The sequence below is a fragment of the Pseudomonas sp. VD-NE ins genome, from assembly GCF_031882575.1.
GTDB classification, from domain to species: domain Bacteria; phylum Pseudomonadota; class Gammaproteobacteria; order Pseudomonadales; family Pseudomonadaceae; genus Aquipseudomonas; species Aquipseudomonas fluorescens_BZ.
The window spans coordinates 2644521-2663694 of sequence record NZ_CP134772.1; the positions used below are offsets into that span (position 1 = coordinate 2644521).

The following is a 19174-nucleotide window of genomic DNA, read 5'->3' on the forward strand; positions in this document are numbered from 1 at the left end:
GCCTCATAACCGCCGTTGAAACGCTTGAACGATGCGTAACGTCGCCTCGCTGGTGTTCAGATTGCGCACCGCATCCAGCGGATGCCAGATGCAGTCGATGATTTCGTTTTGTGGGCGCACTTGCTCAAAGTCCAGCACGGACGCCTCGTAGACATGATGTCGTGTGCTGCCGCTTTGCAATTCCATTAAATACAACACGTCGTCGGCGTCCAGGCCGGTTTCTTCCTGCAATTCGCGCACGGCGGCCTGCGCCCGGGTTTCCCCGGGCTCGACCTTGCCACCGGGCAATGTCCAGCGACAGTGGGGTTTGCGTACCAGGAGAACGTGGCGATCCTGTTCGCATATTACGGTTGCGCGTACTTTCATCTGTTACCTGTTTACCGCTGTCACAAAATAGAAATAAAACTGCAATATTTGAGCCGAGCCTGTGACAAGGGTTCATTTGGATTTTGAGCGTTGATTACCGCGAAAAGTGCCAGATCCCTGACCGTTGCAGCTTGCGACGCCCGGACGGCATTTCGGGCAGATCAGGGTGTAAGGTAAAAGCGTGAAGCTGGATCTGACCGTTAGCAAAAAATGGAGGTGTCCATGAGCATGCCGATGTTGAACAAGATGCACATGAACGGCTATGACGTGCTGAGCGTGAACAATGGCCCATGGCGGGTTTGCACCCAGGGCGATCGGCTGGCGTCGTTTGGCAGCCGGGAGGAAGCGCTGGCCTATGCCGCCGCACTGCCTGGCTACAAAAAACGCTCGACACGCGCACAAAGTCACAAAACCCACTGACTGGCTGGCAGTAACGAAAAAGCCCCGGCAAACGTCGGGGCTTTTGTTTGGGGGAGGGCGGGTTGGTCTCAGTGGACCTTGGTTCGGCTGATGGCGCGGGCTTTCACTTCCTTGGCATAGAGTTGCAGCCGTTCTTCATCGCTTTGCAGCACCTCACAGGATCTCAGCACGGTTTGCGCATCTGCTTCATTGCCGGATTTGCGCAGTTGTTCTGCGATACGTTTCAGGTCGACCGCCGACCATCTCAAGTCCGATGCAACGCTTTGCAGGTCGCGTTGAAGTTCGTGTTCGTATTCATTGAGCCGCATGATCACCTCCAGAACATTCTCGGTAGAAAAGAGTAGTCGCATTTTTCGTCGATGGGCAAAGCCTGTTCATCAGCATGCTGAACGGTTGTGAAAAGTTGTGCAGATTGCGCCAAGGGCGCGTTGCCACGATGGATGTAGAGTCGCTTACACGCTACATTCACTTTTTTTCAGATCAGGAATACACCATGCGGATATGGATCGGGAGTCTGGCGTTGGCCCTGTTGGCGGGTTGTTCGTTGCCGGCCTCGCTGGTGCCGGGTGAGCCGAATGTCAGCAAGACCAGCGCCAAGTCGCCCAAAGACTATGCTGCGTGTTTATTACCGTTGTGGCAAAAGGATGTGGCCAAGACTTCGCAGACATCGATTTCCAACGGCTATCGCATCACCGCGCCAAGCATCATCACAGCGGACGAGATCCTCGACATCGTCAAGTACAAGGATGGCAGTCGGGTTTCGTTGTATCAGGGCCCGCCGTGGGCCAAGTCCGGGTCGTTGCGCCAATCGGTGCGTGATTGCCTGTAACGACGCCTGCAGAGATAAAAAAAGCAGAAGCCGTATCGTCGGTTTCTGTTTTTTTTGGCTGCCTGGAGGCTGAAAGGTATGGATCTGATTCGCGAAATGAACGGTGACAGTTGCGCACGAAGGGTTTCCTCCGTGTGCACTAGGCTTTTGCGGGGCGATCGATAGTCAGGTCGGCCGGTCTTTCAAGGAGCCTCGGATCATGGATGATCTGGTCAAAGAAGTTATTCCGCTGTTGCAGTATCTGATTCCCGGTTTTTTGTCGGCGTGGATTTTTTATTCGCTGACGGCGTTCAAGCGACCGGATACGTTCGGGCAGATTGTGCAGGCGCTGATTTTTACGTTTGTGATTCAGGGCGCGGTTTGGGGCGTGGGCGCTCTGTGTTTGTGGGTGGGTTCGAAGGGATTTTCTGTCGGGCGCTGGGATGCCAAGACCGAAACGATGTGGGCATTCGTTGTGTCGGTGACGCTCGGGCTGTTTTCCTGTTATCTGGCCACGAATGACAAATTGCACGGCTGGTTACGCAATCGAAATGTCACGAAACAAACTTCCTGCCCCAGCGAATGGTTCAGCATTTTTGCCCAGCACCATCGTCTGGTCACACTGCATTTGATCGATGAAAGGCGCGTTTTTGGCTGGCCCGTGGAGTGGCCGCCGGAATCCAGCAGTGGCCAGTTCGTCATGCAGAATCCCTGTTGGCTGGATGCGGAAGGGGCAGAAGTGCCTTTTGGCGCTGAGTTTTTGCTGATAGATTCCGGGAAGGTCAAGTGGGTCGAATTCGGCCCGAAATCGGAGGTTTCTTTATGACAGCCAGAGCACCGCAACCAATGCCGGAATGGGTAGCGCGTCGCTACACGAAAGATGGCAAGCCAGTGGCAAATGCGCAGCCCAAGGCACCCAGTGCTCCACCACCGCTCAAGAGCTAGTATTTTCTTTAACCCCAGCCCTCAGCCACCGCCCGGCGAATCGCTTCCAGCAACATCGCAAACGCCGGGTTGTCGTTGTTCTCCCGCCAGATCAGATGCAGCTCGCTCTGCACCCCTTCGCCTAGATCGATATCGCGAAACACCACATTCTTGAACACCACACTGGTGGCGCAGCGCGGCACCAACGCCAGGCCCATACCGGCGTTGACCAGTGCCAGAATCGTCAGCGATGAGCCCAGCCACTGCACATAATCCGGCGCGACCCGTGCCGAGCGCAGCATGCCGGTCAGCAACTCGTTGAACGGCGGATACGCTGCGTGGGAGTACATCAGGAACGGTTGTTTATCCAGGTCACTGACTGCCACTTCAGCCGCCGTTGCCAAGGGATGACCGCTCGGCACCGCCAGTACAAACGGTTCACGCACCAGGCATTCAGTCGCGTAGCCCGGCTCCAGCAACGGCGCGCGAGCGATGCCCAGATCGATGCGGCGGGCGCGCAGGGCTTCGTGTTGCTGGTATGTGTTCATCTCCGCCAGATCGATTTTCACCTGCGGCTGTTTCAGTCGCGCCTCGGCAATCACCTTGGGCAAAAACTCATACACCGCGCTGCCGACAAAACCGATGTTCACCGAACCAATGTCGCCCTCGGCAAACCGCCGGGCGGTGACTGCCGCTTGCTGCGCGCGCTCCAGCAGGTTCTGTGCTTCGATGAAAAAGGCCCGGCCGGCGGCGGTTAACGCAACACTGCGAGTGCTGCGGGTAAAAAGCTCGACGCCGAGGTGATGCTCGAGCAATTGAATCTGCCGGCTCAGTGGCGGCTGGGTCATGTTCAGTCGCTCGGCGGCGCGGCGAAAGTTGAGTTCGGTGGCGACCGTGGTGAAGCAGCGCAGTTGAGTCAGTTCGAACATTGATCTAATCCGGGTATCAATCGAATGCCAAGTTAGATTAGACGGGATCAATACCCCCGTCCATGATCGGCCCATCGCTTCACGCCATCCCTAAAAAAACAAGATCGGGAGTCGCCCTTGAAAACCCTCCAGAGTCCGCTGGACGTCACGGTTCTCGCCTGTGCCGCCGCCAAGGTCAAGCGCCACGTGCTGCCGCTGTTCGTGGTGATGTTCATCGTCAACTACATCGATCGGGTCAACATTGGTTTTGTGCGCAGTCACATGGAAACCGATCTGGGCATCGGCGCGGCGGCTTATGGCCTCGGCGCCGGATTGTTCTTCGTGGGTTACGCGCTGTTCGAAGTGCCATCGAACATGCTTCTGCAACGTTACGGCGCGCGGGTCTGGCTGACGCGGATCATGTTCACCTGGGGCGCGGCCGCCATGGCCATGGCGTTCGTCAAAGGTGAAACCAGCTTCTACGTGTTGCGCTTTATTCTCGGCGCGGCCGAGGCGGGGTTCTTTCCGGGGATCATTTACTACTTCACCCAATGGCTACCGGCCTCCGAGCGCGGCAAGACCATGGCGGTGTTTCTCAGTGGCTCGGCGATTGCCTCGGTGATCTCCGGCCCGGTCTCCGGTGCATTGCTGCATATCAGCGGTCTGGGCCTGCATGGCTGGCAGTGGATGTTCCTGATCGAAGGCGCGGCGTCGGTGGTGCTTTGTGCATTCGTCTGGTTCTGGCTGCAATCGCATCCGCGTCAGGCCAAGTGGCTGAGCGAAGAGGAACGCGAAGCGCTGGTGGCGGCGATTGCCGAAGAGCAGCGCGCTCGTGAGGCGTCGCAGGTGGTCAAACCGTCGATGTTCAAACTGTTGGCGGATCGGCAGATTGCGCTGTTCTGCTTCATCTACTTCTCCATTGCCCTGACCATTTATGGCGCGACGTTCTGGCTGCCGAGCATGATCAAGAAGATGGGCAATCTCGGCGACTTCCAGGTCGGCCTGCTCAATTCGATTCCGTGGATCATTTCGATTGTCGCCATGTACGGTTTCGCGGCGATGGCCGGCAAGTGGAAATTCCAGCAAGCCTGGGTCGCCCTGACGCTGGTGATTGCGGCCATTGGCATGTTCATGTCGACCACCGGCGGTCCGATCTTCGCTTTTGTCGCCATATGCTTCGCGGCGATCGGTTTCAAGGCTGCGTCGGCGTTGTTCTGGCCGATTCCGCAAAGCTATCTGGATGCGCGTATCGCCGCTGCGGTGATCGCCCTGATCAACTCCATCGGCAACCTCGGCGGTTTCGTTGCGCCGACCGCGTTCGGCTTCCTCGAAGAAACCACCGGCTCGATCGAGGGCGGACTTTATGGCCTGGCGGCGACGTCACTGGTCGCTGCGGTGGTGATCTTCTTTGCCCGCACGGCGCCTGGCGCGAAAGGTAAAAACCTCGCAAAGCCACATGAGGTCACCGCCGTTGTCGCGACGGCCAGCCCGGCCGCGAGCCATTGAATTGATTGTTGATCTGTCAGGAGCGTTATCTTGAAAATCACCCGTGTCACCGTGACCCCGATTGCTTTTCGCGATCCGCCGCTGCTCAACGCCAGTGGTATCCACGAACCCTTCGCCCTGCGTTCGATCATCGAGATCGAAAGCGACAACGGCTACATCGGCCTCGGCGAAAGCTATGGCGATGCCCCGGCGCTGGCGATTCAGCAGCAGTTGCAGACGCAACTGATCGGCCTCGACCCGTTCAACCTCAACCAGTTGCGCGCCATCGTGCAGGCGACCGTCGCCGCGAATAAACCTGCCAGTCTCGCCGGTGCTGAACTGGCACCCGGTTCTCATGCCAGCAAAGCGGTGAGCAATGCCTACTCGGCGTTCGAAGTGGCGTTCCTCGATTTGCAGGCGCATTACCTGAACGTGCCGCTGGTGGACCTGCTCGGTGGCGCGATTCGTGATGAAGTGCCGTTCAGCGCTTACCTGTTTTTCAAGTACACGCAGCATGTCGACTCGCCGTACAAACCTGACAACTGGGGTGAAGCACTCAGCGAGCAGCAGATCGTCGCGCAGGCTGCACGGATGATCGAGGCGTACGGTTTCAAGAGCATCAAGCTCAAGGCCGGCACGTTGCCGCCGGAGCATGAAGTGGCGTGCATCAAGGCGCTGAAAAAAGCCTTCCCCGGCTACCCGCTGCGCATCGATCCGAACGGCAACTGGTCACTGGAAACCTCGATTCGCATGGCCGAATTGCTCGGCGATGATCTGCAGTATTACGAAGACCCGACCCCGGGCCTCGACGGCATGGCCGAGCTGCACAAACGCACCGGTCTGCCGCTGGCGACCAATATGGTGGTCACCGATTTCGACGAATTCCGTCGCAGTGTTGCGCAAAACAGCGTGCAGATTGTTCTCGCCGACCACCATTACTGGGGCGGCCTGCGTGACACGCAGACGCTGGCGAAAATGTGCGATGTGTTCGGCGTTGGCGTGTCGATGCACTCCAACTCGCACCTGGGTATCAGCCTGATGGCGATGGCCCATGTGGCGGCGGCGGTGCCGAATCTGGATTACGCCTGCGATACGCATTACCCGTGGCAGGAGCCGGATGAAGAAGTAATCAAGGGCGGCAAGCTGCCGATTGTCGACGGTTGCGTGAAGATCACGCGATCACCGGGACTAGGGCTGGAGCTGGACCATGATCAGTTGGGCAAGCTGCATGATCAGTACCTGACCTGCGGAATTCGTCAGCGTGATGATGTGCGGCAGATGCAGCGGTACAAGCCGGATTGGAGGGCGGTCAAACCGAGGTTTTGATGTCGTTCTCGCTGGCCTCTTCGCGAGCAAGCTCGCTCCCACATTTGATCTGTGGCGTTCACAAATCCTTTGTGGGAGCGAGCTTGCTCGCGAAGGGGGCGACTCATTCTTTCAGAGTGTATGCATCAACCAATCCCGAAACGCTTTCAGCGACGGCAAATTCTCATTGCGCGGCGGATACACTAGGTAATAGCTGCGGCGACTGGTAATTGGCTCACCCAGTTGCAGCAGTTCACCATTCAACAACTCATCTTCGACCAGAATTCGCGGCACCAAGCCCACACCAATATTCGCCCGCACCGCTTGAATCAGGTGCGAGGTCATCTCGAAGCTCGGCCCGATGCGCATGCTGCGGTGCGGCAGACCCTGATGGCTGAACCATTCCGCCCACGCCTGGGCATTACTGCTGACATTGAGCAGCAGTTGCCCGGCGATTTGCTGTTCGGCGTCATCGCGCTCAGCATCGGACAGTTGCGCACTGGCGATCACCACCAGTTCCTCGGTGTGCAAGGGCAGGGCGGTCAATCCCGACCATTCACCGCCACCGACGCAGATCGCCGCATCGATTTCGCTGGTATCGAAGTCGATTGCTTCGATCCGCGAATGGAGGTGCACGGTCATGCCCGGGTGCGCGGTGTAGAAATCCTTGAGTCGCGGCAGCAACCATTTCGAACCGAAAGTCGGCAGCGTCGCCAGGCGCAAGCTGTGAATGCCCGAACCAAACGCCATCGCCTGCAAGGTCGCGCTGCGAATCTGCCCCAAAGCTTCGGCGAGTTCGCGTTGATACATACGCCCGACATCGGTCAGCACCACTTGCCGGCCTTCGCGAGTGAACAAACGCATGCCGAGCATTTTCTCGAGAATCTGCACCTGACGGCTGACCGCACTCTGCGTCAGCGACAGTTCATGGGCGGCGCGGGTGTAGCTTTCATGGCGCGCGGCCGCCTCAAAGGCCAGCAATAACGACATGGAGGGTGTGAGCGTGCGCGGATTCATTCGTAAAAGTCATCAATAGCGGGTCGAATTTACGGTTGTCCCGGCGTTCGCCAGCAATGAACATGGGCACCATGAGATGGCGGAGCCTGACGCAATCATTCGTTGCGTACAACTGTTTACCGCCACGCGGCCCGATTTGACCGAGATAACCTGACCGATGATTGCCCAGCTGTCCCCCGCCCAAGCCCTCACCAGCGATTACCAACAGTTCCTCAAAACCCTGAAAGCCAGCGGCTTTCGCGGTGAAATCAGCGCTGACTACGCCAGCCGCGTGGTGCTGGCGACCGACAACTCGATCTACCAGCGCCTGCCGCAAGCGGCGGTGTTTCCGATGGACGCCGAGGATGTGGCGCGGGTCGCACAGTTGATCGCCGAGCCGGCGTTCCAGCAAGTAGTGATCACCCCGCGCGGCGGTGGCACTGGCACCAACGGCCAATCGCTGACCGATGGCATCGTCGTCGATCTGTCGCGGCACATGAACCGCATCCTCGAAATCAACGTCGAGCAGCGCTGGGTGCGGGTGCAGGCCGGGGTGGTCAAGGATCAGCTCAACGCCGCGCTGAAATCCGCCGGGCTGTTTTTCGCCCCGGAACTGTCAACCTCCAACCGCGCCACCGTCGGCGGCATGATCAACACCGACGCTAGCGGCCAGGGCAGTTGCACCTACGGCAAGACCCGCGACCATGTGCTCGAACTCGACATGGTTTTGCGCGGCGGTGAGCGTTTGCACGGTTTGCCGCTTGAGGAAAGTGAGCTTGAAGCGCTGTGTGCCCGCGAAGATCGCGTCGGCGAAATCTATCGCTGTGCGCGGCAGATCATTGATGAGCAGGGTGACCTGATCAAAGAGCGTTTCCCCGATCTCAACCGTTGCCTGACCGGTTATGACCTGGCGCATCTGCGTGAGGCTGACCAGCGTTTCAACCTCAACAGCGTGCTGTGCGGTGCTGAAGGCTCGCTGGGTTTTGTCGTTGAGGCGCGGTTGAATGTGTTGCCGATTCCCAAGCACACGATGCTGGTGAACATCCGCTACGCCGGGTTCATGGACGCACTGCGCGACGCCCGTGCCCTGATGGCGCTCAAGCCGTTGTCGATCGAAACCGTTGACTCGAAAGTGTTGTTGCTGGCGATGCAGGACATCGTCTGGCACGGCGTCGCCGAGTATTTCCCGGAAAGTGCCGAGCGCCCGACGCTGGGCATCAATCTGGTTGAGTTTTGCGGTGATGATCCCGAAGATCTGCAACGCCGTGTCGAGGCGTTCATCGAGCACCTGACCTGCGATCAAACCGTTGAACGCCTGGGCCACACGCTCGCCGTTGGCCAAGCGGCGGTGAACAAGGTCTACGGCATGCGTAAACGTGCGGTGGGCCTGCTCGGCAACGTCGCCGGTGAAGCGCGGCCGCAGCCGTTTGTCGAAGACACTGCCGTACCGCCGCAGCACCTGGCCGAATACATTGCCGAGTTGCGCGACCTGCTCGACAGCCACGGTTTGCAGTACGGCATGTTCGGTCATGTCGATGCAGGCGTGCTGCACGTGCGGCCGATCCTCGACATGAAAGACTCGCAGCAAGCGGCGCTGGTGCGCCCGGTGTCCGATGGCGTTGCGGCGCTGACCCAGCGTTACGGTGGCCTGTTGTGGGGCGAGCACGGCAAAGGCTTGCGTTCGGAATATGCCCCGGCGTTTTTCGGCGAGTTGTATCCGGCACTGCAAGCGCTGAAAGCTGCGTTCGACCCGTTCAACCAGTTCAACCCGGGAAAGATCGCCACCCCGGCCAACACCGGCGCGGCGCTGCTGAAAATCGACGAAGTCACTTTGCGTGGTGAGCTGGATCGGCAGATCGACGAAAAAGTCTGGCAGGACTACGGCGCCGCGATGCATTGCAATGGCAACGGCGCCTGTTACAACTTCGATCCCGATGACGCCATGTGCCCGTCGTGGAAAGCCACCCGCGAACGCGCGCAATCGCCCAAGGGCCGCGCCTCGTTGATCCGCGAATGGCTGCGTTTGCAGGGCGAGGCGGGTGTCGACGTGTTGTCCGATGCGATTCGCAAGCCGGCGCTTTTCAGCACGCTGTGGCAGCGCTGGCGCAACAGCCGTGCGCAGGCCGAGGACTTCTCGCACGAAGTTTATGACGCCATGGCCGGTTGCCTGGCGTGCAAATCCTGCGCGGGACAGTGCCCGGTGAAGGTCAATGTGCCGGAGTTTCGTTCGCGCTTTCTTGAGCTGTATCACAGCCGTTATCTGCGCCCGGCGCGGGATTATCTGATCGCCTCGCTGGAATACAGCATTCCGTACATGGCGCGGATTCCGGCGCTGTACAACGGGTTGATGGGCGCTTCATTCATTCGCAGCTTGCTGGAACGGGTCGGCGGCATGATCGATGTGCCGTTGCTCAGTCGCTTTGATTTTCATGCGGCAATGCGCCGTTGGCAGGTGCAAGCGGCGAAGGTTTCGACGTTGTCGGCGCTGACCGAGGCCCAACGTGCGCGCAGCGTGGTCATCGTGCAGGACGCCTTCACGCGTTACTTCGAAGCGCCGCTGTTGGCCGATCTGGTCGAGTTGATTTCGCGTCTGGGTTATCAGGTGTATCTCGCACCGTTCAGCGCCAACGGCAAACCGCTGCACGTGCAGGGCTTCCTCTCGGCGTTCAACCGCGCGGCGCTGCGCAATGCTCGGCAACTGCGTGAATTGGCCGATGTGGGCGTGCCGTTGCTGGGCCTCGATCCTGCCATGACGCTGGTGTATCGCCAGGAATACCTGAAAGTGCCGGGCATGGAGCAATGCCCGGAAGTGGCGCTGGTGCAGGAGTGGTTGCTCAAGGTGATGCCAGAGCAGGCGGCGCAGGATAAAAGCGCAGCGTTCCGCTTGCTCGCCCATTGCACCGAGAAAACCAACGCCCCGGCCGCGACTCGCCAGTGGGAGCAGGTGTTCGAACGCGCCGGTTTGAAACTGGCCACCCAGGCCACTGGTTGCTGCGGCATGTCCGGCACTTACGGCCACGAAGCGCGCAATCGCCAAACCTCAGTGGTGATCTACGAGCAGTCGTGGGCACGTCAGGTGGACGCGCCGGCGGAGCAGGGTGAAGCACTGGCGACCGGTTATTCCTGCCGCAGTCAGGTCAAGCGCCAGTCGGATCTGGCACTGCGTCATCCGTTGCAGGTGCTGCTTGAGGTTCAACGTCGCTGAGGTCGTCGCCCGTGTCCTGGTCCCAGATCAGGCGCGGGTCGAAGCTCATCGCCGCGAGCATGGTGAACACCACGACCAGGCCGAAAAACAGAATGCCCGGTCGTGGCTCGATATCGCCCAGCGCCTGAAACTTCACCAATGCTGCGACCAGCGCCACCACCAGCACGTCGAGCATCGACCAATAGCCGATCAGCTCGACGAAGCGGAACAGCTTCGAGCGCTCCTTGCGCGCCCAGGCGCTGTCGCGCTGCACGGTCATCAGCAGCAACGTCAGGGCGACGAACTTGACTCCCGGCACGGCGATACTGGCGATGAAAATGATCAGGGCGATGTCCCACGCGCCGTGTTCCCAGAACTCCAGCACACCGCTCATGATCGTGCTGTCGGCGCCGCTGCCGAGCATGGTGGTGTTCATCACCGGCAACAGATTGGCCGGCACGTAAAACGCCAGCGCCGCGAGCATGTAGGCCCAGGTGCGGGTCAGTGAATTGGTCTTGCGCCGATGCAGCGGCGCATCGCAGCGCGGGCACTCATGCGGTTCGTCGGTCATGTCGCAGGCCAGCCCGCAGCTGTGGCACAGGCACAGATTGAGTTCGCTGGCGGTCGGTAGCCGTTTCATAGAATGTCCCAAAGGTCGCGGATGTCGCGGCCGGCAATCCTGATCATCATCAGGCTCAGCACGGCCAGCGCGAACAGGCCGATACCGGGCAACACATCGAGCAGTCCCGCCAGTTTGAACACCGCCACCATCGCCCCCAGCAAGCACACTTCGAGCATGCTCCACGGCCGCAAGGTTTCCAGCCAGCGCATGCACAACTTGAAGCCCGGAGCACGTCGCGATGACAGCGCGAAGCTGAGCACCCAGATCAGCAGCACCAGTTGAAACGCCGGGGCAATGATGATCGAAATCGCCGCGACCATCGCCATGAACGTGATCGGCCCCTGACTCAGCGCCAGCACCGAATCCCATAGCGTCGCGCTGTTTTTCAGGCCCTTGAGGCTGATGCTCATCACCGGGTAGAAGTTGGCGAACAGCCACAGCATCGCCGCCGTGAACGTCAGGGCCAGGCGCTGTTCGACAGTCAAACCGTTGAAGCGCTGGAGCACGCCGCCGCAACGTACGCACGAGGTTTTCTGGTGTTTGGCCAGCACGACTTTTTCGTACACGCAGTCGCAGTGCTCGCAGATGATCAGGTGTTCGGTGTTGACCATGGACAACGCTCGACAGCAGCCGCAAGGGCAGGGGACTTGATCACTATAGAAGCCTGAGGCTATTGGGCAACTTGCTCGGCTGAGGTTTTCTGAGAATCACTATCGATTGAGCTTGGGTTTTTGCTGATTATTGTTATAAGGTAACGCGAATTTTCAGGGGTGGTCATTCTGCCACCCGGTGTTATCCCTTCGATTGCGAAACGCTCATGACGATTGTGCTCCCTCGTTCTGCCCCGTTGGCCACTGGCCGGCTGCTGTCCATTGACGCCCTCAGAGGTCTGGTGATTCTGTTCATGCTGCTGGACCACGTGCGCGAAACCTTTTTGCTGCACCGCCAGGTCAACGACCCGATGGACATTGCCAGCACTGAACCGGCACTGTTTTTCAGCCGCACGTTGGCGCATCTGTGTGCACCGGTGTTCGTACTGCTGACCGGATTGTCGGCGTGGTTGTTCGGCGAAAAGTACGCGGGCAAGGCCGATGTCAGTGCGTTTCTGTTCAAGCGCGGTCTGTTTCTGGTGGTGCTGGAGTTCACGCTGGTGAACTTCGCGTGGACCTTTCAGCTGCCACCGAGTGTGATTTATCTGCAAGTGATCTGGGCGATCGGTTTGAGCATGATCGCCTTGTCGCTGCTGGTCTGGCTGCCGCGCGGGTTGTTGCTGACGTTGAGTCTGACGATCATCGCCGGACACAACCTGCTCGACGCAGTGCATTTCCCGGTGGAGTCGGCGCTGCATGTGCCGTGGGCGATTTTGCATGATCGCGGCTGGATCGACGTCAGCGACAACCTTCGTCTGCGCACCTCCTATCCGCTGTTGCCGTGGATAGGCGTGATCGGTCTGGGCTATGCGCTGGGGCCGTGGTTTGCTCGCGGCGTTGAAGCGGGTTTGCGTCAGTGGCAACTGCTGATCGCGGGTAGCGCAGGACTGCTTGGCTTTGTCGGGCTGCGGCTGATCAACGGCTATGGCGAGAAACCGTGGGCCGTGGGCGATACGTCGGTGCAAACCCTGATGAGTTTTTTCAACATCACCAAGTACCCGCCGTCGTTGTTGTTTATCGCGCTGACCGTCAGCGCTGGGTTGTTGCTGCTATTGGCATTCGAACGCTTGCAGGATCGTCGCTGGATTCGCGGGCTGACCGTATTCGGTTCGGCGCCGATGTTTTTCTACCTGCTGCATCTGTACACATTGAAGGTGTTGTACCTGATCGGCGCGGCCTTGTTCGGGCTGAATCAGGGCAGCTATTTCGGTTTTTCGTCCGTCTCGGCAATCTGGCTGGCCGCAGTCATTCTGGCGATTGTGCTGTTCCCGGCCGTACGCTGGTTCTCGGCATTGAAGGCCCGCCGCCGCGACATTGCCTGGCTGAAGTACCTGTAAGCGCTAGTGCCGGTTGCGCACGAAGTCGATAAACGCCTTCAGCGCTGCCGGCACATGACGGCGGCTCGGGTAGTACAGGTGCAGACCCGGATAGTACGGGCACCAGTCAGTCAGTACTTGCACAAGGCGCCCGCGGGCGAGGTGTTCGCTGACCATGTCTTCGAACACATAGGCCAGGCCCAGCCCTTGCAGCGCGGGCCCGACCATCAGGCTGACATCGCCAAGAGTCAGCGGGCCATTGACTTCGATTTCCTGGGCGATGCCGCCGCGCTCGAGCTCCCAGCGATACATCGAACCGCTGGGGTAACGGTGGCGGATGCACGGCAGTGCGTGCAGGTCCTCGGGTTTTTGCGGTGCCGCGTGGCGCTCGAAAAATGCCGGTGAACCGACCACCACCGAGCGCATCGTCGGGCCAATCGGCAGCGACACCATGTCGGCCTCCAGGCGATCGCCGAAGCGCACACCGGCATCGAAGCCGTTGGCGACGATGTCCAGCAGCGCATCGCTCTCGACCACTTCCAGACGAATGTCCGGGTACAGCTGCAAAAACTCACTGGCAATCGGCAGCAACACCAGTTCGCAGGCTTGCCGCCCCGAGGTGATGCGCAAGTTGCCCGAGGGTTTATCGCGGAAATGGTTGAGATCTTCCAGCGCATCGTCGATGTCGCGGAATGCCGGTTTCAGTCGGGCATACAGGCGCTCGCCAGCCTCGGTCAATGCCACGCTGCGAGTGGTGCGATTGAACAGCCGCACGCCAAGACGATTCTCTAGTGCCTTTACCGAATGGCTTAACGCGGACGGCGTCAGGCCTAGCTCGATTGCCGCTTTGCTGAAATTCAACTGCTGAGCGGTGCAGAGGAATACCGAAAGATCTGCCGCTGAAGGGGTTTTCATCTGTGAATACCTTTCACAAAGTCATGCAAGATTGCTGGGATTATCACACCAGTAACACGACCTTAAAGTCGCATCAACTCATCAAGAAGACCCCGGTACCACCGTCAGGGTCGCAGACAGGAGGAGTTGATATGCGTACCTGGTTCATTACTGGCGCTTCCCGTGGTTTCGGTAACCTCATTGCAGAACGCGCCCTGCGTGCCGGCGACGCGGTGATCGCCACCGCACGTAACCCGCAAGACATCACTGACCGCCTCGGCGAGCAACCGAACCTGCTGGCGGTGCGTCTCGACGTCACCCGCGAAGACGAAGCGCATCAGGCCGTTGCCGCAGGGATCAAACGCTTCGGCCGGATCGATGTGCTGATCAACAACGCCGGTTTTGGTGTGCTCGGCGCCGTCGAAGAAACCAGCGCCAGCGAGACCGAGCGCTTGTTCGCGACCAATGTGTTCGGCCTGCTCAACGTCACCCGCGCGGTGTTGCCGCATATGCGGGCGCAACGCAGTGGCCGGGTGATCAACATCTCGTCGATCGGCGGATACCAGGCTTATATGGGCTGGGGTGTTTATGGCTCGACCAAGTTCGCCGTCGAGGGCATTACCGAGGCATTGCATCAGGAACTGGCGCCGCTGGGCATTCAAGCCACGGTGGTCGAGCCGGGCTTCTTCCGCACAGATTTCCTTGATGAACAGTCGCTGATCAAAACCCGGCTTGAGTTGGCGGACTATAGCGAAACCGTTGGCAAGATGCGTGCGTTCGCCGAGGCGGCCAACCATGCGCAACCGGGTGATCCGCAGAAGTTTGCCGAGGCGATGCTGGCGCTGGTCAATGCACCGAATCCGCCGCAACGCCTGGCGCTGGGAAGTGACACGGTGGCGCGGATCGAGGCGAAGAATCGGCTGGTGGCGCAAGAACTGGCCGAGTGGAATGAGCTGGCGCTGTCTACCGATTTCGCCAACTGAACGCCGGAGCTGTGAGAGCGAGGCTGCTCGCTCTCATCTTTTTCGTGCGCAAACTTCGGTGGATTTTTCTGTGTATTTCGCGCCTTATTCGCTGCGCAACGCAGCTTTGTGATTTCTCAAAGGATGGAACGAATGATTTCTATGACTCAGCCGCACGGAGCGCGCGACAAATTGCTCATACTCGCGGCCGTGTGCCTCTCGGCACTGGTCCTGCCGTTAAGTTTTACTGGCGGTGCGGTGGCGACACCGGCCATCGGCCGTGACTTGGGCGGCAGTCCGGTGGCGCTGACCTGGATCACCAATGCGTTCATGTTGACGTTCGGCAGTTTGCTGATGGCCGCCGGCGCATTGGCTGATGTTTATGGACGCAAACGCCTGTTCACCTTCGGCATGTTGCTGTTCACCGCCGCGTCATTTGCGCAGAGTCTGGCGCCTTCGGTGTTCTGGCTGGATGTGTTGCGCGCCGTTCAAGGTGTGGCGGGGGCAGCGGCGCTGGCCAGTGGTTCGGCGGCGTTGGCACAGGAGTTTGAAGGGCATGCCCGGACCCGCGCGTACAGCGTGCTTGGCACGACGTTCGGCATTGGTCTGGCCTTCGGACCCTTGGTGGCCGGGGCGTTGATCGAGGCCTTCAACTGGCGGGCGATTTTTGTCTTTACGGCGTTGATTGGTGGGATCGCGATGGTCTTCGGTCTGCCACGCATGCGCGAGACCCGTGATCCGGAGGCCAAAGGGCTGGACTGGCCGGGCACGCTGCTGTTCAGCGCAATGCTGGCGCTGTTCACGTTTGGCCTGATTCAGGCGCCGGACAGTGGTTGGGGCAGTCCGCTGGTCATCGGTTTGCTGGGTGCTTCGGCGGTGTTGCTGGCGACGTTCGTACTCATCGAAATGCGTGTCGAACGGCCGATGCTCGATCTGACGCTGTTCCGTTATCCGCGATTCATTGGTGTGCAGATGCTGCCGATCGGCACCTGTTTCTGCTACATCGTGCTGGTGGTGATGTTGCCGCTGCGTTTCATCGGCGTTGAGGGCCTGAGCGAGATCGATGCCGGTCTGCTGTTGCTGGCGTTGTCGGCGCCGATGCTGGTGGTGCCGATGCTAGCCGCCTCGCTGGCGCGTTTTATTTCCGCCGGCATTTTGTCTGGCGCCGGGTTCCTGATTGCCGCCGTGGGCCTGCATTGGCTGAGCCTGTACACCGTCGGTGAGGCGAAATTCGCGCTGGTGGTGCCGCTGCTGCTGATCGGTGTTGGCGCAGGTTTGCCGTGGGGGTTGATGGATGGTTTGTCGGTCAGCGTCGTGCCGAAAGAGCGCGCAGGCATGGCTGCGGGCATCTTCAGCACTGTGCGGGTGGCGGGTGAGGGGATTGCCTTGGCGATTGTCGCGGCAGTGCTGGCGTCATTGCTGCACGCTGATCTGTCGAGTGCCGTGCACGCGGTGACAGGCAGTACCGAGGCGTTGCTGATTGCCGAGACCGCGCACCGGGTGACCACGGGTGATATGGCGCATGCGATCAACACCGTTCCGGGGCTGGCCAATGAACGCCTGGTGCAAAGGTATGCGGCGGCGTTTCAATATCTGCTGCATATCCTGACGGTCATCACGCTGGTGTCGGCGGCGGTGGTGCTGGGTTTGTTGAGCAAAGATCGCAGCGTCGCCGAGCCACAACAGGCCGCCGCGTAAACCCACTGTGGGAGCGGGCCTGCTCGCGAAAGCGGACTATCAGTTGGCATAAATGTCGACTGATGCACCGCGATCGCTGGCAAGCCAGCTCCCACAGGGTTCTAAGGTGTCTGCAGCATCAGTGGTTACACCGCAGTCATTGTGGGAGCTGGCTTGCCAGCGATGGGGCCGGTGCATTCAGCATCTTCATCGCTTGATGCACCGCTATCGCGAGCAGGCTCACTGCCACAGGGTTTTCCGGTGTCTGGGTTATTTGCGATCCAGCCACACAGTCTGCGCGTTGCAGAACTCGCGTACGCCGAAGTGCGACAGTTCGCGTCCGAAACCACTTTTCTTCACGCCACCAAAGGTCACGCGCGGGTCGCTGGCGGAGTAGCCGTTGATGAACACGCCGCCGGTGTCCAGTTCGCTGGTCAGCTGCTGGGCCAGTGCCACGTTAGCGGTGTAGATCGTTGCGGTCAGGCCGAATTCGCTGTCGTTGGCCAAGGCCACGGCATGCGCGCAATCGCGGGCGGTGATGATCGACGCGACCGGGCCGAACAGTTCCTGTTTGAACGAGGTCATGCGGTCGGTGACATCGGCCAGCACGGTCGGCTCGTAGTAGTTGCCCGGGCCTTCGGATTTGCCGCCGCCGAGCAGCAGGGTGGCGCCTTCTTCCAGGGTGTCGCGCACTTGCTGGTCGAGTTCGTCACGCAGGTCGAAACGCGCCATCGGGCCGATGTAAGTCTCGGCGGACAATGGATCGCCGACCTTCAACTTGCGCGTGGCTTCGACAAACTTGCGGGTAAATTCTTCGACCACGCCTTCTTCGATGATCAATCGTTTGGCCGCCGCGCAGACTTGGCCGGAGTTCTGATAGCGACCGATGACCGCCGCTTGCACCGCTTCATCCAGATCAGCGTCGTTGAGCACGATAAACGGATCGGAACCGCCCAGTTCCAGCACGCATTTCTTCAACGCGGCACCCGCCTGAGCGCCGATAGCCATGCCGGCACGCACGCTGCCGGTCAGGGTCACGGCGGCAATGCGCGGGTCAGCGATGGCGGTGGAAACGCCTTCAGGGGTGACGTTGATCACTTCAAACACGCCATCGGCGAAACCGGCGCGGGTGAAGGCGTCGCGCAACAGGTAGGCGCTGCCCATCACGTTCGGCGCATGTTTGAGCACGTAAGTGTTGCCAGCGATCAACGCCGGCACGGCACCGCGCAGCACTTGCCAGATCGGGAAGTTCCACGGCATTACCGCGAGGATCGGACCGAGCGGGCGGTATTCGATGCGCGCCTTTCCACCTTCAACCTGCGTCGGTTCGGCGTCGAGCATCGCCGGACCGTTTTCGGCGTACCACTCGCAGAGCTTGGCGCATTTTTCGATTTCACCGCGTGCCTGGGCGATCGGCTTGCCCATTTCCTGAGTGATCATAGTGGCCATGGCCTCGCTGGTTTCACGCAACGCACCGGCCAGGGCGGTCAGCAAGCGCGAGCGATCCTGCAATGGCTTGCGCTTCCATTTGCCAAAACCGTAAGCGGCGCGAGTCAGCGCGGCGTCGAGGACGGCGGCGGATTCAAACGCGTAATGACCGATCTGCTCGCCCGTGGCGGGGTTGATCGAGATGGCGTGGGTCTGGCTGGAAATCTGGCTCATGGCATCGTCCTGCAGGTTCGTCGGATGTGCCTAGAGTAGGGTGGTGTTTGTTTTCTGGAAACTGAATAATAAAGATCGTTTCTTTCACGATTGGAGAATGACTGTGGATCTGGTGCAGCTGGAAATCTTCAAAGCCGTTGCCGAACACGGCAGCATCAGCGCCGCCGCCGCGCAGATGCATCGCGTGCCGTCGAACCTGACCACGCGGATCAAGCAGCTCGAGCAGGATCTGGGCGTTGATCTGTTTATCCGTGAGAAAAGTCGTTTGCGCCTGTCGCCGGCGGGGTGGAGTTTCCTTGAGTACGCGCGACGGATTCTCGATCTGGTGCAGGAAGCTCGGGCGACGGTGGCGGGGGAAGAACCGCAGGGCGCTTTTCCATTGGGCTCGCTGGAAAGTACGGCCGCCGTACGCATTCCCGAATTGCTCGCGGCGTACAACCAGTTGCACCCGAAAGTCGATCTCGATCTGTCAACCGGACCGTCCGGCACGATGATCGACGGCGTGCTCTCCGGGCGTCTGGCTGCAGCGTTTGTCGACGGCCCGGTGCTGCATCCAACACTGGAAGGCGTGCCGGCATTCGAGGAGGAAATGGTCATCATCGCCCCCATCAACCATGCGCCCGTCAAGCGCGCGGCGGACGTCAACGGCGAGAACATTTATGCCTTCCGTTCCAACTGCTCCTACCGTCACCACTTTGAAAAATGGTTCAGCACCGACGCTGCCGTACCGGGCAAGATTTTCGAAATGGAGTCCTATCACGGCATGCTCGCCTGCGTCAGCGCCGGTGCCGGACTGGCGCTGATGCCGCGAAAAATGCTGCAAAGCATGCCGGGCAGCGCCACAGTCAGCGTTTGGCCATTGGCGGCGGACTTTCGTTATCTGACCACCTGGCTGGTGTGGCGACGGGGCACGGTGTCGCGCAGTCTGAGCATGTTTGTGCGCTTGCTCGAAGAGCGCGGGGTGGTGCGGGCGCAGGAATGACCGCGGCCGATGT

At 59.9% G+C, this 19174-nt stretch carries 18 protein-coding genes; 10 read left to right on the forward strand and 8 right to left on the reverse strand.

From position 1 onward, the window contains the following. Positions 1 to 3: 3 nt before the first annotated feature. Entirely contained in the window at positions 4 to 366 is a 363-nt protein-coding gene (locus tag RMV17_RS11690; protein WP_311886597.1) for an NUDIX hydrolase, read from the reverse strand. A 222-nt stretch (positions 367 to 588) separates the two neighbouring features. Between RMV17_RS11690 and RMV17_RS11695 the strand changes: the two genes are divergently transcribed. Continuing rightward, complete coding sequence (locus RMV17_RS11695; protein WP_034152400.1) at positions 589 to 786, forward strand: hypothetical protein; 198 nt, start codon at positions 589 to 591, stop codon at positions 784 to 786. Between the two features lie 68 nt (positions 787 to 854). On the opposite strand, the gene RMV17_RS11700 is transcribed toward RMV17_RS11695, so the two are convergent. Then, a complete protein-coding gene (locus RMV17_RS11700) occupies positions 855 to 1094 on the reverse strand; it encodes a hypothetical protein (protein WP_008085812.1) in 240 nt (79 codons plus the stop codon). A gap of 185 nt (positions 1095 to 1279) precedes the next feature. On the opposite strand from RMV17_RS11700, the gene RMV17_RS11705 reads away from it, so the two are divergent. After that, complete coding sequence (locus RMV17_RS11705; protein ID WP_034152399.1) at positions 1280 to 1615, forward strand: hypothetical protein; 336 nt, start codon at positions 1280 to 1282, stop codon at positions 1613 to 1615. 199 nt (positions 1616 to 1814) lie between these two features. After that, positions 1815 to 2420: a DUF6338 family protein gene (locus RMV17_RS11710; protein WP_311886598.1), complete on the forward strand. Its 606-nt coding sequence runs from the start codon at positions 1815 to 1817 to the stop codon at positions 2418 to 2420. Between the two features lie 127 nt (positions 2421 to 2547). On the opposite strand, the gene RMV17_RS11715 is transcribed toward RMV17_RS11710, so the two are convergent. Next, entirely contained in the window at positions 2548 to 3447 is a 900-nt protein-coding gene (locus tag RMV17_RS11715; protein ID WP_034152397.1) for a LysR substrate-binding domain-containing protein, read from the reverse strand. A gap of 117 nt (positions 3448 to 3564) precedes the next feature. Between RMV17_RS11715 and RMV17_RS11720 the strand changes: the two genes are divergently transcribed. Further along, positions 3565 to 4932 (forward strand): MFS transporter, encoded by a 1368-nt coding sequence (locus RMV17_RS11720; RefSeq protein ID WP_311886599.1) that lies wholly within the window; start codon positions 3565 to 3567, stop codon positions 4930 to 4932. Between the two features lie 30 nt (positions 4933 to 4962). Further along, positions 4963 to 6237: a glucarate dehydratase family protein gene (locus RMV17_RS11725; RefSeq protein WP_311886600.1), complete on the forward strand. Its 1275-nt coding sequence runs from the start codon at positions 4963 to 4965 to the stop codon at positions 6235 to 6237. Between the two features lie 111 nt (positions 6238 to 6348). On the opposite strand, the gene RMV17_RS11730 is transcribed toward RMV17_RS11725, so the two are convergent. Continuing rightward, positions 6349 to 7233 (reverse strand): LysR substrate-binding domain-containing protein, encoded by an 885-nt coding sequence (locus RMV17_RS11730; protein ID WP_311886601.1) that lies wholly within the window; start codon positions 7231 to 7233, stop codon positions 6349 to 6351. 157 nt (positions 7234 to 7390) lie between these two features. On the opposite strand from RMV17_RS11730, the gene RMV17_RS11735 reads away from it, so the two are divergent. Continuing rightward, the gene (locus tag RMV17_RS11735; protein WP_311886602.1) at positions 7391 to 10417 is read left to right on the forward strand and encodes an FAD-binding and (Fe-S)-binding domain-containing protein; all 3027 of its coding nucleotides are present in this window, start codon (positions 7391 to 7393) and stop codon (positions 10415 to 10417) included. Here RMV17_RS11735 and RMV17_RS11740 read toward each other — a convergent pair. Together RMV17_RS11740 and RMV17_RS11745 are read right to left on the reverse strand one after the other, a co-directional pair. Further along, entirely contained in the window at positions 10350 to 11036 is a 687-nt protein-coding gene (locus RMV17_RS11740) for a paraquat-inducible protein A (protein ID WP_311886603.1), read from the reverse strand. The two genes, RMV17_RS11735 and RMV17_RS11740, sit on opposite strands and share 68 nt — an antisense overlap. Beyond that, entirely contained in the window at positions 11033 to 11629 is a 597-nt protein-coding gene (locus RMV17_RS11745; RefSeq protein WP_034152391.1) for a paraquat-inducible protein A, read from the reverse strand. The genes RMV17_RS11740 and RMV17_RS11745 overlap by 4 nt, the downstream gene beginning before the upstream one ends. Before the next feature lie 206 nt (positions 11630 to 11835). Between RMV17_RS11745 and RMV17_RS11750 the strand changes: the two genes are divergently transcribed. Further along, entirely contained in the window at positions 11836 to 13005 is a 1170-nt protein-coding gene (locus tag RMV17_RS11750; RefSeq protein ID WP_311886604.1) for a DUF1624 domain-containing protein, read from the forward strand. 3 nt (positions 13006 to 13008) lie between these two features. Here the strand turns inward: RMV17_RS11750 and RMV17_RS11755 are convergent, their stop codons facing one another. Next, positions 13009 to 13899, reverse strand: a complete 891-nt coding sequence (locus tag RMV17_RS11755; RefSeq protein ID WP_311886605.1) for a LysR family transcriptional regulator — start codon at positions 13897 to 13899, stop codon at positions 13009 to 13011. Positions 13900 to 14030: 131 nt separating this feature from the next. On the opposite strand from RMV17_RS11755, the gene RMV17_RS11760 reads away from it, so the two are divergent. Together RMV17_RS11760 and RMV17_RS11765 are read left to right on the forward strand one after the other, a co-directional pair. Then, a complete protein-coding gene (locus RMV17_RS11760; protein WP_311886606.1) occupies positions 14031 to 14861 on the forward strand; it encodes an oxidoreductase in 831 nt (276 codons plus the stop codon). Between the two features lie 132 nt (positions 14862 to 14993). After that, positions 14994 to 16538, forward strand: a complete 1545-nt coding sequence (locus RMV17_RS11765) for an MFS transporter (RefSeq protein WP_311886607.1) — start codon at positions 14994 to 14996, stop codon at positions 16536 to 16538. A 249-nt stretch (positions 16539 to 16787) separates the two neighbouring features. On the opposite strand, the gene RMV17_RS11770 is transcribed toward RMV17_RS11765, so the two are convergent. Next, complete coding sequence (locus RMV17_RS11770; RefSeq protein ID WP_311886608.1) at positions 16788 to 18179, reverse strand: aldehyde dehydrogenase family protein; 1392 nt, start codon at positions 18177 to 18179, stop codon at positions 16788 to 16790. A gap of 103 nt (positions 18180 to 18282) precedes the next feature. Between RMV17_RS11770 and ptrR the strand changes: the two genes are divergently transcribed. Beyond that, positions 18283 to 19161 carry a putrescine utilization regulator PtrR gene (ptrR, locus tag RMV17_RS11775; protein ID WP_311887033.1) on the forward strand — a complete coding sequence of 293 codons (879 nt, stop codon included), beginning with the start codon at positions 18283 to 18285 and terminating at the stop codon, positions 19159 to 19161. The last annotated feature ends 13 nt before the right edge of the window (positions 19162 to 19174 follow it).